The sequence below is a fragment of the Paraburkholderia antibiotica genome, from assembly GCF_012927125.1.
In the GTDB taxonomy this organism is placed as follows: Bacteria; Pseudomonadota; Gammaproteobacteria; order Burkholderiales; family Burkholderiaceae; genus Paraburkholderia; species Paraburkholderia antibiotica.
Map to the genome: position 1 here is coordinate 99,788 of NZ_JABBFZ010000011.1, position 13,944 is coordinate 113,731.

At 65.6% G+C, this 13,944-nt stretch carries 8 protein-coding genes and 1 pseudogene; 3 read left to right on the top strand and 6 right to left on the bottom strand.

Going from position 1 to position 13,944, the window contains the following annotated elements; genetic code table 11:
- Positions 1–41: 41 nt before the first annotated feature.
- Positions 42–503, bottom strand: a complete 462-nt coding sequence (locus HHL14_RS33270) for a two-partner secretion domain-containing protein (RefSeq protein WP_329601693.1) — start codon at positions 501–503, stop codon at positions 42–44.
- 19 nt (positions 504–522) lie between these two features.
- Positions 523–744 (bottom strand): annotated as a pseudogene (locus HHL14_RS33835) (hypothetical protein); the annotation flags it as partial.
- A gap of 393 nt (positions 745–1,137) precedes the next feature.
- Here HHL14_RS33835 and HHL14_RS18635 point away from each other — a divergent pair.
- Together HHL14_RS18635 and pdeR are read left to right on the top strand one after the other, a co-directional pair.
- Entirely contained in the window at positions 1,138–5,757 is a 4,620-nt protein-coding gene (locus HHL14_RS18635; RefSeq protein WP_169499094.1) for a DEAD/DEAH box helicase, read from the top strand.
- Positions 5,758–6,024: 267 nt separating this feature from the next.
- On the top strand, positions 6,025–8,028 hold the full coding sequence (gene pdeR / locus HHL14_RS18640) for a cyclic di-GMP phosphodiesterase (protein WP_169499095.1): 2,004 nt from the start codon (positions 6,025–6,027) through the stop codon (positions 8,026–8,028).
- 46 nt (positions 8,029–8,074) lie between these two features.
- Here pdeR and HHL14_RS18645 read toward each other — a convergent pair whose 3' ends face one another.
- Positions 8,075–9,178 carry a malate/lactate/ureidoglycolate dehydrogenase gene (locus HHL14_RS18645; RefSeq protein WP_169499096.1) on the bottom strand — a complete coding sequence of 368 codons (1,104 nt, stop codon included), beginning with the start codon at positions 9,176–9,178 and terminating at the stop codon, positions 8,075–8,077.
- A 210-nt stretch (positions 9,179–9,388) separates the two neighbouring features.
- A complete protein-coding gene (locus tag HHL14_RS18650) occupies positions 9,389–10,852 on the bottom strand; it encodes a M20 family metallopeptidase (protein WP_169499097.1) in 1,464 nt (487 codons plus the stop codon).
- 204 nt (positions 10,853–11,056) lie between these two features.
- Here HHL14_RS18650 and HHL14_RS18655 point away from each other — a divergent pair, with 204 nt between their 5' ends.
- Positions 11,057–11,368: a superinfection immunity protein gene (locus HHL14_RS18655; RefSeq protein WP_169499098.1), complete on the top strand. Its 312-nt coding sequence runs from the start codon at positions 11,057–11,059 to the stop codon at positions 11,366–11,368.
- Between the two features lie 231 nt (positions 11,369–11,599).
- Here the strand turns inward: HHL14_RS18655 and HHL14_RS18660 are convergent, their stop codons facing one another.
- Together HHL14_RS18660 and HHL14_RS18665 are read right to left on the bottom strand one after the other, a co-directional pair.
- Positions 11,600–11,866 carry a YodC family protein gene (locus HHL14_RS18660; protein WP_169499099.1) on the bottom strand — a complete coding sequence of 89 codons (267 nt, stop codon included), beginning with the start codon at positions 11,864–11,866 and terminating at the stop codon, positions 11,600–11,602.
- A gap of 485 nt (positions 11,867–12,351) precedes the next feature.
- Complete coding sequence (locus HHL14_RS18665; protein ID WP_169499100.1) at positions 12,352–13,902, bottom strand: MFS transporter; 1,551 nt, start codon at positions 13,900–13,902, stop codon at positions 12,352–12,354.
- Between the last annotated feature and the right edge of the window lie 42 nt (positions 13,903–13,944).

Below are 13,944 nucleotides of genomic sequence, written 5' to 3' on the forward strand. Positions count from 1 at the left end.
TAACGCAAATGCATAGCCCAGAATGTTCAACGCGATCGGGCTTACATTTTGAATGTGCGAGCGTTTTTCCTACGACTACCCCTGTCAGTGGCAAAGTGACCTGTTACCTCCAGAAAGCCGCGTAGCTGGCTTGGCGAATTGCTGTTGACCTGGTTAAGAATGATTCGCGCCGACTGCCTCGGCAGCAGGTTTGCATTGCCGTTGATCTGACCGGCCTGCTGTGTCTGGACGATGGTCGGCGAATTGTTCAGGATGGCGCCAGCCTTCGGCACGACGAACTGCGAATAGCTATTCTGGGATACACCCGCTCCGCTCGGCCGGTTAATGTTCACCTGGTCAATACCATTCGCGGTCTGGATCACTGTCGGCGCATGCGCGCCTGCTGCCGTGACCTGCAACCATCGGGGGAGCCACGCCAAACGCCAGCAACGCCGCGTGCCGCATTGAAAATAGCGAGAGGTGTCGCAGGAGGTGTGTGGCGCAACGGTGAACGATGGCTTCACCGCAATCTGTTTTTCCTGCCGCAGTCGCGGTTTCCGCAAATGCCACGAGCATGCCCCGGCATCGGCTGTAGATCAGCCGAAACGTATTCGCATTCATTTTTTGCCTGGTTGTTTTCTTTGAACGGCGGGAAGGTAGCCTACGCAATGAAAGCAAATCGCAAATAAATGTCAATTTGGTAGAACGAAACAACATTTGTACATAAATCAAAAATTTCCGGTAGACAGACTCGGTTGCAGCCATGACTGAAATAATATGCAGAGCGAATATTCAGGGCAGAGCCCGCCAGGAACGCGCCGTTTGGACAGGCGAAAACGACACGGAAAGAGGAAGAAAAGCGGCTATCGCCGGCAACCGTGCGGCACCGTCAACCACCATCGGAGCGCTCTGCACATCTGCCCTGTGCCGGCCGTGACAATAGCGACGCCCGAATCAATGAATTCGGAGAATCTTGCCCATGAATTCAACGATGAAAAACGTTCAGCAAAAATTGCCTTCGTACGCCAAATCCCCGAAAACCTGCGAGACTAAACACTCCTGCGCGACCACCAGCGACTGCGGCCAAGCCCCCGCGCGCCCCACCCGCCACGCCGCGCCCCACTGGATATCGCACGCGCCGCCCCCACTTACACGAGCATGACTTCGGCCAGGACATCCGCCTCACTCGACGCGCCGCCGCGCTCGCGAAAGGCTCGCACCACCGCGAGCACCACGAGCGCCACGCGCCCCGCACGCACCGCCACGCCAGCTTCGCCGCCGGCCCCGCACGCGCTCGACGGCTTCCATCCGGCCGTCGCCGGCTGGTTCCGCAAGACCTTCGATTCCCCGACCAGCGCGCAAGCCGCCGCGTGGCCGCAGATCCGCCGCGGCCGCTCGACGCTGGTCGCCGCGCCGACCGGCTCCGGCAAGACGCTGACCGCGTTCCTGTCCGCGCTCAACGACCTCGTATCGCAAGGGCTTGCCAACGGCGGCGGGTTGCCCGACGCCACGCTCGTCGTCTATGTGTCGCCGCTCAAGGCGCTCTCCAACGACATCCGCCTGAACCTGCAATTGCCGCTGCAAGGCATCGCCGCCGAACTCGACGCGCTCGGCCTGCCGCCGCTCGAAATCCGCACCGCCGTGCGCACCGGCGACACCACGCAGCAGGAGCGCAACGCGCTGAAAAAGCGCGCGCCGCACATCCTCGTGACGACGCCGGAGTCGCTCTACGTGCTGCTCGGCTCGGACTCGGGCCGGCGCATGCTGGCGACGGCGCGCACGGTGATCGTCGATGAAATTCATGCGCTCGCCGGCAGCAAGCGCGGCAGTCATCTCGCGCTGAGCCTCGAACGGCTCGATGCGCTGTGCGGGCAGCGCCTGCCGCGTATCGGTCTGTCGGCGACGCAAAAGCCGATCGACGCGGTCGCGCGGTTTCTGGTCGGCGGCGCGGCGATCGACAGCGATGCGCCGGCCGACTGCGCAGTGATCGACGTCGGCCATGTCCGCGCGCGCGACCTCGCGCTCGACATCCCGCCGGTGCCCCTCGAAGCGGTGATGGCCAACGAAGTGTGGGAACGCGTCTACGACCGCCTTGCCGAACTGGTCGCGCAACATCGCACGACGCTGGTGTTCGTCAACACGCGCCGCATGGCCGAGCGCGCCGCGCGTCATCTGACCGAGCGGCTCGGCAAGGACGCGGTCGCCGCGCATCACGGCAGCCTCGCGAAGGAACATCGCTTCGACGCCGAGCAGCGCCTGAAACGCGGTGAATTGCGCGTGCTGATCGCGACGGCATCGCTGGAACTCGGCATCGATATCGGCGACGTCGACCTCGTCTGCCAGATGGGTTCGCCGCGCGCGATCGCGCCGTTTCTGCAGCGCGTCGGCCGCTCGGGGCATCACGTCGGCGGCATGCCGAAGGGGCGGCTCTTTCCCGCCTCGCGCGACGATCTGCTCGAATGCGCGGCGCTGCTCGATTGCGTGCGGCGCGGCGAACTGGACGCGCTGCGCATCCCGCGCGCGCCGCTCGACGTGCTCGCGCAGCAGATCGTCGCGGAGGTATCGAGCGCGGAGTGGAGCGAGGACGCGCTGTTCGACATGATGCGGCGTGCGGCGCCCTACGCGGAGCTGTCGCGCGAGCAGTACGACGCGGTGCTGCGCATGCTCGCCGAGGGTTACACGAGCCGCCACGGGCCGCGTGCCGCCTACCTGCATCGCGACGCGGTCAGCGGCACGCTACGCGGCCGGCGCGGCGGCAAGCTGGTCGCGGTGACGTCGGGCGGCACGATTCCGGAGAACGCCGATTACGCGGTCGTGCTCGAACCGCAGGCCCTCCAGATCGGCACCGTCAACGAGGATTTCGCGGTCGAGAGTCTGGCCGGCGACGTGTTCCAGCTCGGCAACGCGTCGTACCGGATTCTGCGCATCGAGAGCGGGCGCGTGCGCGTCGAGGATGCGCAGGGGCAGCCGCCGAACATTCCGTTCTGGCTCGGCGAAGCGCCGGGGCGCAGCGACGAATTGTCGTTCGCGGTCGCGCGGCTGCGCGAACAGGTCGCGGCGTTGTTGGGTGAGCCGGAAGCGTGCGCGCCGACCGCCGCCGCCCCTCGCCTCGATCACGCGATCGGGTGGCTCGTCGAACACCTGTCGCTCGACGAAGCCGCCGCGCGGCAGATCGTTGACTATCTGGCGCGTGCCCGCGCGGCGCTCGGCGTATTGCCGACGCAGAGCACGCTGGTCATGGAACGTTTTTTCGACGAATCCGGCGGCACGCAGCTGGTGATCCACTCGCCGTTCGGCAGTCGCGTGAACCGTGCGTGGGGTCTCGCGCTGCGCAAGCGTTTCTGCCGCAGCTTCAACTTCGAGTTGCAGGCGGCCGCCACCGAAGACGCGATCGTGCTGTCGCTGACCGGCAGCCACTCGTTCGTGCTCGACGACGTCTGGCGCTATCTGCACTCGAACAGCGCCGAACATCTGTTGATCCAGGCGCTGCTCGACGCGCCGCTGTTCGGCGTGCGCTGGCGCTGGAACGCGACCACCGCGCTCGGCCTGCCGCGCTACACCGGCGGACGCAAGACCGCGCCGCAACTGCAACGGATGCGCAGCGAAGATCTGCTCGCGAGCGTGTTTCCGGACCAGGCCGCGTGCCTGGAGAACATCGTCGGTGAACGCGAGGTGCCAAGCCATCCCTTAGTTGACCAGACCATCGACGACTGCCTGCACGACGCGATGGACAGCGAACGCTGGCTCGCGCTGCTACGTCGCATCGAGCGCGGCGACGTGCGGCTGGTGGCGCGCGATCTGCCGGCGCCGTCGCCGCTCGCCGCCGAAATCCTCACCGCCAAGCCGTATGCGTATCTCGACGACGCGCCGATCGAGGAGCGCCGGACCCAGGCGGTGCTGAACCGTCGCTGGACCGATCCGGCAAGCACCGACGATCTCGGCGCGCTCGACGCCGACGCGATCGACAGCGTGCGCGACGAAGCGTGGCCGCAGGCGCGCAACGCCGACGAAATGCACGAAGCGCTGACCGGCCTGGCGTGCATTACCGAAGCCGAGGCGCGCGAGCACGAAGGCTGGCCGATGCTGCTTGCGGATCTGGCGAAGGCCGGACGCGCGACACGGCTGACGCTCGCTGAGGGCACTCACGCTAGTTCCACCGTCAAAGCAAACGCCAAAGCGGAGGCAAACGCGAACACAAACGCCGGCTCCAAAGCAAACGCCGGCGCAACCAAAAACGCAAGCCCCATCGCAACCCACGCCGCCAACGCCCCCGCCCTCTGGCTGCCCGTCGAGCGCCTCACCTGCTTCGCAGCGCTCTACCCCGCGATCCCGCGCAACCACTACGTACCGCAATTGAACCCGCCGAAGGGCTACACCGACAGCTGGAGCGCCGACGACGCGCTCGTCGACGTATTGCGCGCGCGCCTGACCGGCTTCGGCCCGTTATCGGTCGACGCGATCGCCCGACCGCTCGGCCTGCCCGCCGGCCAGATCGAACAGGCGCTCGTCCGGCTCGAAGCCGAAGGCTATCTGTTGCGCGGCCGTTTCACGCCGCACACGAGCGCCGAGGAATGGTGCGAGCGCCACCTGCTCGCGCGCATTCATCGCTACACGGTGAAGCGTCTACGACGCGAGATCGAGCCGGTCGAGCGCCACGACTTCATGCGCTTCCTGTTCGAGTGGCAACATCTGACGCCCGCGACACGCGCCGAAGGCCGCGACGCGCTAGCCGCCGCGCTCGCCCAGCTCGAAGGCTTCCAGGCTGCGGCCGGCGCGTGGGAGGAAGACATCCTGCCCGCGCGTGTGCTCGCGTATGCGAATAGTTCGCTCGACGAACTATGCCGCGCCGGCAAGATCGTCTGGACCCGTCTGACCGAGCGCACGCGCGGCGTCGCCGGACCGGTGCGCAGCACGCCGATCGTGCTGTTGCCGCGCGCGCAGTTGCGGGCATGGCGCGCGCTGCTCGATCCGGCGCGACAGATCGAGTTGTCGGCGCTCGCGCAAAGTGTGTACGACACGCTCGCGCAACATGGCGCGATGTTCTTCGATGAACTGCTCGCCGAAGTTCGCGTGCTGCGCATGGAACTCGAAAACGCGCTCGGCGAACTGGTCGCGGCCGGGCTCGCGAATTCCGACAGCTTCGCTGGCCTGCGCGCGTTGCTCAAACCGGTCGCCAAACGCAACGCGTTCGGCGGCAGCCGACGCGCGCGTCCAAGCGCGCTGATCGGCGGCATGGACGATGCGGGCCGCTGGGCACTGGTGAACCGCCCCGCTGCTGCAGCGTCGGAAAACATGCCCGCGCGACACCAGCCACCACCCGAGGTGCTCGAGCACGTCGCGATGACCTTGCTGCGCCGCTACGGCGTCGTGTTCTGGCGCGTGCTCGAACGCGAAGCCGAATGGCTGCCGCCGTGGCGCGATCTGCTGCGGGTACTGCAACGGCTCGAAGCGCGCGGCGTGATCCGCGGCGGACGTTTCATCAATGGACTGGCTGGCGAGCAGTTCGCGCTGCCCGAGGCGATTCCGCTACTGCGCGAGGTGCGGCGGCAGGCGAACGACGGTGCGTTGATCTGCGTCGCGGGCACCGATCCGCTGAACCTCGCGGGCACGTTGCTGATCGGCGACAAGGTGCCGGCCGTCGCGGGAAACCGCGTGCTGTACCGCGACGGCGTAGTCGCGGCGACGCTGGTGGCCGGCAAGTTCTGGTTCGACGCGACGCTCGACGCCGATCCGGCCGGCCGCGAACGGGCTCGTGCGCTGCTGGCGCGCCGGTTCTAGCCGACGCTCGCCGCATCGAATCACGTTGGACCGCAGCGCCTCCCACCGGGCCACATCAGGCCACCTGCGACAGGGTCGCCGCGGCGTCGGGTTTTGTTCCTGATAGGCCTCCAGCACACGGCCGCGTCGACCGTTAACCAACGTTAATGTTTCTTCGCTTGAACTGTGGCGCTTCGATACAATGGGGCAAATTCAATTTGGTATGAGGAAGACTGTCTGCCGCCGCCTGCCACGAAGCGGGCTACCGGCACACTGCCCGGGGACTTCATGAGCGACCAGCAACAAGACCAGGTGCTTCACGCGCGGTTCGGCACGAGCAGCCCATGCTGGCGTCTGTCAGCGGGCAGCGACACGCTCGAACTTGCCGCGACAAGTGCTCAGGCTGCCTGCGTCGCGCTTGCCCTCACTTCCGAACAGGCGTCGCAGGTGCGCCAGCTGAGCGGCGTCACCTCGCACGTCGTGATCGACGTACAACTGGACGGCGCATCGCTGCGCCTGCATCTGGTCGGCAAGAAGCTCGACCGCGAGCGCTGGGGCGGCACCGCGTCGGCCCACGGCGACACCGAATCGGTCGCCCGTGCGTTGCTGCACGGCCTCTCGTTCGCCGAGCAGGTGGTTTCCGAGGTGAACTCGGTCGTCGTGATCGTCGACCGGCATGGACGGATCCAGCGCTTTAACCGGCTCGCCGAGGAACTGACCGGCCTGAAGGAAGAAGACATCATCGGCCGCAGCGTGTGGACGCTGTTTGTTCCGTCCGACGGCGAGGCGCCTTCGAACCAGGCGAGCGCGGGCTTCTTCAATCGCGGCGAACCCTACGAGATCGAACGGCGCATCAGAACGGTGCATGGCGAGCGCCTGTTCCTGTTTCGCAACAAGTTCGTTCGCGGTGGTGGCGGCGGCAGCGAAGACCAGTTCCTGATCTGCTCGGGCACCGACATCACCGAACAACGCCTCGCGCAGGAACGGCTGATCGAGCAGGCCGCCACCGACCCGCTGACCGGCCTCGCAAATCGCCACGCGATCCAGGAGCGGATCCAGATCGCGATCGAACAGGCCGCGCCGGGCGAAACGGTCGGCATCCTGTTTCTCGATCTCGACAACTTCAAGAAGGTCAACGATCACTACGGCCACGTGTTCGGCGACCGGCTGATCTGCGACGTCTCCGACGCGATCCGCAGTTGCCTGAATCCGGGCGACTCACTCGCGCGCCTGGGCGGCGACGAATTCATCGTGCTCGCGGCCAAGGGCACCGCGCACCAGCTCGAAAACACCGCGCAACGCATTCTCGAGCGCATGCGCGTGCCGTTCGCGGTCGGGCTCGTCGAGGTCTACACCGGCTGCTCGATCGGCATCGCGTGTTCGCCGGAACATGGCGACAGCCTCGAATCGCTGATCCGCTCGGCCGATACCGCGATGTACGTCGCCAAGGACGAAGGCAAGCGCACGCATCGCGTGTTCTCGCCAGATATGAACCGCCGCGTCGCCGAATTCATGTGGCTCGACACGAACCTGCGCCGCGGTCTCGACGAAGGCCAGCTCGCGCTGTATTACCAGCCGAAGCTGAACCTCGCGACCGGCACCGTGCAAGGCGCGGAAGCACTGGTGCGCTGGAATTCGCCCGAACGCGGGCTGATCATGCCGGTCGAGTTCATCCGCTATGCTGAGGAATCCGGATTGATCGGCGTGCTCGGCCGTTGGGTGATGGAAACCGCCGCGAGCCAGGCGGCACGCTGGAAAGCCGCCGGCTACAACCTGCGCATCGCGATCAACGTGTCGGCACGGCAGCTCACCGATACCGCCGTTGTCCGCCACTTCGCCGAGGCGTTGCAGCACGCGAACCTCGATCCCTGCCTCGTCGACCTCGAACTGACCGAAAGCTGCCTGATCGAAAACGAAGCCGCCGCGATCGAGCTGATCAAGCAGTTCCGCCGGCTCGGCGCGCAGGTGCATCTGGACGACTTCGGCACCGGCTATTCGTCGCTCTCGCAACTCGGCCGTATCCCGCTCGACGTGATCAAGCTCGACCGCAGTTTCGTGCGCTCGATCCATGCCGACATGAAGGCGCAGGCGCTGGTACGCTCGATGGTCGCGGTCGCCCAGGAACTGGACTTCCAGGTGGTCGCCGAAGGGATCGAGACCGAAGCGGAAGAAGCCTTCATGAAGGGACTCGGCGTCGACTACGTGCAGGGCTTCCTGTACGGCAAGCCGATGCCCGCCGCCGAATTCGAACGCTGGCTGCTCGATCGGCGCAAGCTCAGGCTGATCGCCTGAGCCTTTCCCGCTGCCCTTCTTTTCTCGTCACCTCTAGCGGCGGGCGTCAGCGCAGCCGCGCCCCCCAGTCGCTCACCGCCGCCTCGCTCATCCCGACCTCGCGCGCCGCCGTGTGGATCTGCGCCCACGTGGCTGCATCGACCGGAATGCCGTCGGCTTCGCGCTGCGCGCGCGTCACGCGCTCCGGCTCGCCCGGCTCGTAGATGCGCTCGCTGCTCGCCGCGAGCGGCGAGGCCTTGACCCATGCGAGAAACGCGTCGGCTTCCGCCTGCGCGTCGGGGGCGTCGAACGCGGCGGGATCGATGATCACCGACAGCATGCAGTTGATGATCGCGTGCGTCGTGCCGAGCGTGTCCGCGTGCGTGGTGAAGCCGCCCGACAGCGCGCCGCCGAAAATCTCGCACATCGCCGCGAGCCCGAAACCCTTGTGTCCGCCGAACGGCGTCAACGAGCCGAACGGCGCTTCGTGCATCACCTTCGGTTCGAGCGTCGGCATGCCCTCGTGATCGATCAGCGCACCCGGCGGCGTGTGCTTGCCCTGGTTGTACGCGACGCGGGTTTTGCCGAACGCGATCGTGCTGGTCGCGAAGTCGAGCACGAGCGGCGGCTTGCCGGGACGCGGATAGGCGGCGCAGAACGGATTCGTGCCGATGCGACGGTCCGCGCCGCCGTACGGCGCGACGAGCGGGTCGCCCGCCACGTTGACGAAATGGAACGACACGAGGCCCGCGCGCGCGCACTGCTCGGCCCAATGACCGATGCGGCCGATATGATGCGCGCCGCGCAGGCCGACCGCGCAGATGCCGATCTGCCGCGCACGCTCGATGCCGCGCTCCATCGCCTCGAACGCGATCACCTGACCGAAGCCCTTGCCACCCTCGACGGTCAGCACCGCGCCCGCATCCTTCACGACGTCGGCGTGCCGGTTCAGTTGCAGTTGCCGGTCGGCCAGCGATTCGACATAGCGCGGAATCATGCCGACGCCATGCGAGTCGTGACCGGTCAGATTCGCGGCCACGAGGTGATCGGCCACCAGCTCGGCCTCGCGCGGCGTGCTGCCCGCCTGCTCCCAGATCGCCTTCACGTAGGCATGCAGTTGATCGGCCGGAATCCGGGGCGTGGAGGCTTGGGCAGTGGCGTGGTCGGTCATGCGGCGTGTCGGTGTGGGTGTGGGTCGAAGGGAGAAAATGGCGTGGTGAGCAGGCGGCGGCGCGGCTCGGGTATCTGACTCGGGTATCTGACTCAGATACGTTCAGATACGTACCCGAGGTAGCCGCATCCGCCGCGCGGACTCATGCAGCAAAATCAGGCAGTGGATGCGGGCAGCGCCCGACCCACTACCCGTGGGCACAGATGAAACTCAGGGCGCCGAAGCAATCACTTCGGCCACCGCGGCCGTCAGCTTCTTGCCGTACGGCACGTGGAGGAATTCGTTCGGCCCGTGCGCGTTCGACTTCGGTCCGAGCACCCCGCACACCATGAACTGCGACTTCGGGAAGCCCGCCTTCAGCACGTTCATCAACGGAATCGTGCCGCCGAGGCCCATGTACGCGGCATCGGCGCCGAAGTGCTGGCGCGATGCATCGTTCAACGCGGTAGCGAGCCACGGCGCCACTTCCGGCGCGTTCCAGCCGCTCGCCGCGCCGGCGTCCGGCTTGAACGTCACCTTCGCGTTGTACGGCGGATCGAATTCGAGCAGCGCCTTCAGTTCGGCGACGGCCTTGTCCGCTTCGATCGTCGGCGGCAGACGCAGCGACAGCTTGAACGCGGTGCGCGGCCGCAGCACGTTGCCGGCGTCGGCGAGCGCGGGCAAACCAGCCGCGCCCGTGACCGACAACGACGGCCGCCACGTCGAATTGAGCAGCGCCTCGCGCGGATCGGTGGTGGTGGGCAACACCTGACGGCCATCCTGGCCACACGCCCACGGCATCTTCTTCCAGACGTCGTCGCCGAGGATACGCGCGGCGGCCTCGGCTTCGCGCAGACGGTCGGCCGGCACCGGGCAATGGAAGCCCTTCGGCAGCAGCGTGCCGTTCGCCGCATCTTCGAGACGATCGAACAGCTGCCGCATGATGCGGAAGCTCGACGGCACGATGCCGCCGTAGACGCCCGAGTGAATACCTTCGTCGAGCACCTGCACTTCCAGATCGCCGCCGACGAGACCGCGCAGCGACGTGGTCAGCCACAGCTGGTCGTAATTGCCCGCGCCCGAGTCGAGACACACGACCAGCCCGACCTTGCCGAGCCGCTCGCGCAACGCGTCGACGTACGGCAGCAGATCGTAGCTGCCCGACTCCTCGCAGGTCTCGATCAGACCGACGCAGCGCGGACGCTCGACGCCCTGCGCATCGAGCGCGGCCAGCGCCGTCAGACTCGCGTAGATCGCGTAACCGTCGTCCGCGCCGCCGCGGCCGTACAACTTGCCGTCCTCGAGCTTCGGCGTCCACGGCCCGAGGTCGTTGCGCCAGCCGTCGAACTCCGGCTGCTTGTCGAGGTGGCCGTACAGCACGATGGTTTCATCGCAACCCGAGCGCGTCGCGGCGGTTTCGAAGAAGATCACCGGCGTGCGGCCGGGCAGACGGATCACTTCGAGCTTCAAACCGCGCACCGGCTGCTGCTCGGCCCATTGCGCGGCGTCCGTGATCACCCGCTCCAGATAGCCGTGCCTCGCCCAGTCGGGATCGAACGCCGGGCTTTTGGCCGGCACCGCGATGTAGTCGGTCAGCGCGGGCACGATCTCGTCGTTCCACTTGCGCTCGACGAACTCGCGCAGCGTGTCCGGGTTCAGGCGTTGGGCCTGCAGGGTCGTATCGTCGGTGCTCATGATGGGTCCGTGTCGGGGCTGTTCAATGAAACGATCATGATAGTCCCGATGCGCGCCGGGCTGAACCCCTTGGGGCGTGTCACAGCAATTGGGAACGGTCGGCAGTAGCGCGGACCGCGCGAGCCGCGGAGCACGGTACGGGCTGCGCGAAGCCGTCATTCGCGCGACAATCCCCTTACATGCATCGTGCATCAGGGAGTGGGGATGAGGGATAACGTGGCCATGCAGGCTGTCGCCGCGGTATGTGCGCTGGCGTTGTATTTCCTGCCGGCGATTCTCGCGGACCGGCGCAAGCGTCGCGACGTGCTGACGCTTGCGCTGTTCAACGCGTGCCTCGGCTGGACCGGGCTGGGCTGGGCGCTCGCGCTGTACTGGGCGTTGCAGCCGAATCCGCCGGAGAGCATCGCGACCGACGTGGTGAAGAAACGCAAGCTGCTGAGCATGCGGGCGTTTTCGTCGGCGCTGATGTCGCGTGTGCAGCGGCGCGAAACTACGCGCGATCGGCCGGGACACTGACCCGATCGAGCGATGCGGATACTGTCTGTGGGGACAAGCTGCTCGGCGCACACGCCGGGCAGCGCAACCGAAGCAATGAGACGATGCAATAACACGAAGCGATGACGCGGCCGTTTTACCGAGTCCGTACTACGTCGTTCAGACGATGTCACTGTTCACGCGGCAAACTCGCGTGAATAGGCTTGAAACCAGATGTTCTTCCCGAACCCGCACGAGCGCATTCGGCGCCCGTCAGGCCGCGCGCCCAATCCGACTCCACTGCACGGAGCCAGCCGGAATCGAACGCGGTTCGGCGCGCACGCTATGTGGCGCAAAGATTTCGCGACGCAGTTCGCCGTGTTCGTCGAACCACTCGCAGATCAGCCAGTCACCGGGATTGAGCGCAACCGGCCCCGCATACGTCACCGTCATGCGCGAGCCCCCGTCCTTCAGCTTGACGACGTCTCCGATGTTGAAAGCGGGCGGTGTCTCGAATCCATCAATGGCAGCGGTCAGCATTATGAATCCCCCATATCCAGCGTTATTAAGTCATTGAACCGACCTTTATCGATAGCGACCTACCGAAAGAACCCTCTAAAAGTTAAGAGAGATTAACAATTGAATTTAAACGCAGCAAGCGCTTTTTATTGGTACCGTTTTCAGCACAACAGAAATTCGCGCGCACCGCGTTTAGTTCCCTTGTGAGCTACGGAAATCCGAAAATACGTGAGGATTACCCTATGTGCGTCAACACACAAACGCAACACTTACTGCTAGCGGGTTTGCGGCCCGGTAGAAAATTCAAGCCGCATTCGTCATATTAGAAACGGTGACGCAACGCCGCATAAACCTGATTTACCCGCTGGCAGATTGATGTAAATCAGAATCACCTGTGAATGTCCGACTCACCGGTAAATCCAGCAGCCACGCATTCAGCCTTTCTTTCAAAGCAGCCGATTTTTACTGGTAACCAGTTAGTGAAAACGATTACCACAGCGGGATTTTCAAACTGCCCGCGCGAGCGCACGTTGTACCGCCTGCTGATGACGCACGAGCAGCACGCTCAAACCGATGCAAACGAACATCAGCGCCGCGTTGATACCGAGGCTCAACTGGAACGCCTGCGCGTAAGACGCGGCGGCCGTGCTGCCGCCCAGCGCGCCGAAAAACGCGCCGCTGATTGCCGCTGTGCCGAACGCCGAACCGATCTGCAACGTCGACGACACCACGCCCGACGCCAGCCCCGCCTTTTCCGGCACGACCTCCTGCAACGCGATACGCATGATCGACGGCAGCAGCAGACCGTGCCCGACGCCCGCGATCACGAGCCCGCAATAGAACGGCAGATCGGGCGTAGCGGCTTGCGTCGTGGACCAGCCGGTTACCATGAAGCCGAGCGTCATCATCGAGAAACCGAGCGTCAGCACGTGCGCGCCGATGCGCCTGACGACCGCCGGCGAAGTCAGCGGCCCGATCACGAAGCCGAGCGCGAACGGCATGATCGCGATGCCCGAGGCGAGCGGCGTCCAGTGCAGACCGGTCTGCAGAAAGATGCCGTAGGTCAGGAAGAACGCGCTGTTGCAGTAGAACAGGAACGCCAGCAGAAGACCGAGCGCGAACGCGCGATTGCGGAACAGTTGCAGATCGACGAGCGGATAACCACCGCCGCGCTCGACGCGCCGCTCCGTGGCGACGAACCACGCGAACACCGGCACCGCGAGCGCGAACATCGCGAACGTCCAGGCCGGCCAGCCGGCCTCGCGGCCATGCGTCATCGGATAGATGACGAGCAGCAGCACCGCCGACAGCAGCGCGACGCCCTTCAGATCGACGCCGGCGCGCGTCGCCGGCTGGTTCTCCGGCACGAACTTCCACGTGCCGATAAACGCGGCGATGCCGACCGGAATGTTGATCAGGAAGATCGCGCGCCAGTCGAGCCCGAACGGGTGATACGTGATCAGCGCGCCGCCGCCGAGCTGTCCGACGATCGACGACAACCCGAACACGAAGCCATACAGACTCATCACGCGTGTCTGCTGATGCAACGGCACGACCGCGCGGATCGTCGCGAGCACCTGCGGCGCCATCACCGCCGCCGCGATGCCCTGCACGATGCGCGAAATCACGAGCATCTGGCCGCTGGTCGCGAAGCCGCACAACGCCGAGGCGATCACGAAGCCCGCCATCCCCGTCATGAACATCCGGCGACGGCCGAACAGATCGCCGAGACGACCGCCCGTGATCAGCAGTACCGCATACGCCGACGCGTAGGCCGACACGACGAGCTGCAATTGCGCGTCGCTCGCGTTCAGGCCAGTGCGGATCGACGGCAGCGCGAGATTGACGATGAAGTAATCGAGCGGCGCGAGGAAGGCGCCGACGAACAGCACCGCCAGCGCGACTGCCTGACGCTCGAAATGCGGCGCTTTGGCGTGGGCCTGGGCGCTCGCCGCCATGCCCGCGAGCGCCGGCGTCGGACAGGTCACGGCGTTGGCGGGACAAGCGGGGGCTCCGCCCCATGCCGCCGCAGCGGACTTGATCGCTTCGCTTTTCATGACTAATCGTTCAACAATTAGTTAAAAAATAAGCGGCGGCGC

Coding starts and splice junctions, on each gene's coding strand:
- HHL14_RS18635 (WP_169499094.1), top strand. CDS start 1,138: ATGACTTCGGCCAGGACATCCGCCTCACTCGACGCGCCGCCGCGCTCG.
- pdeR (WP_169499095.1), top strand. CDS start 6,025: ATGAGCGACCAGCAACAAGACCAGGTGCTTCACGCGCGGTTCGGCACG.
- HHL14_RS18645 (WP_169499096.1), bottom strand. CDS start 9,178: ATGACCGACCACGCCACTGCCCAAGCCTCCACGCCCCGGATTCCGGCC.
- HHL14_RS18650 (WP_169499097.1), bottom strand. CDS start 10,852: ATGAGCACCGACGATACGACCCTGCAGGCCCAACGCCTGAACCCGGAC.
- HHL14_RS18655 (WP_169499098.1), top strand. CDS start 11,057: ATGAGGGATAACGTGGCCATGCAGGCTGTCGCCGCGGTATGTGCGCTG.
- HHL14_RS18660 (WP_169499099.1), bottom strand. CDS start 11,866: ATGCTGACCGCTGCCATTGATGGATTCGAGACACCGCCCGCTTTCAAC.
- HHL14_RS18665 (WP_169499100.1), bottom strand. CDS start 13,902: ATGAAAAGCGAAGCGATCAAGTCCGCTGCGGCGGCATGGGGCGGAGCC.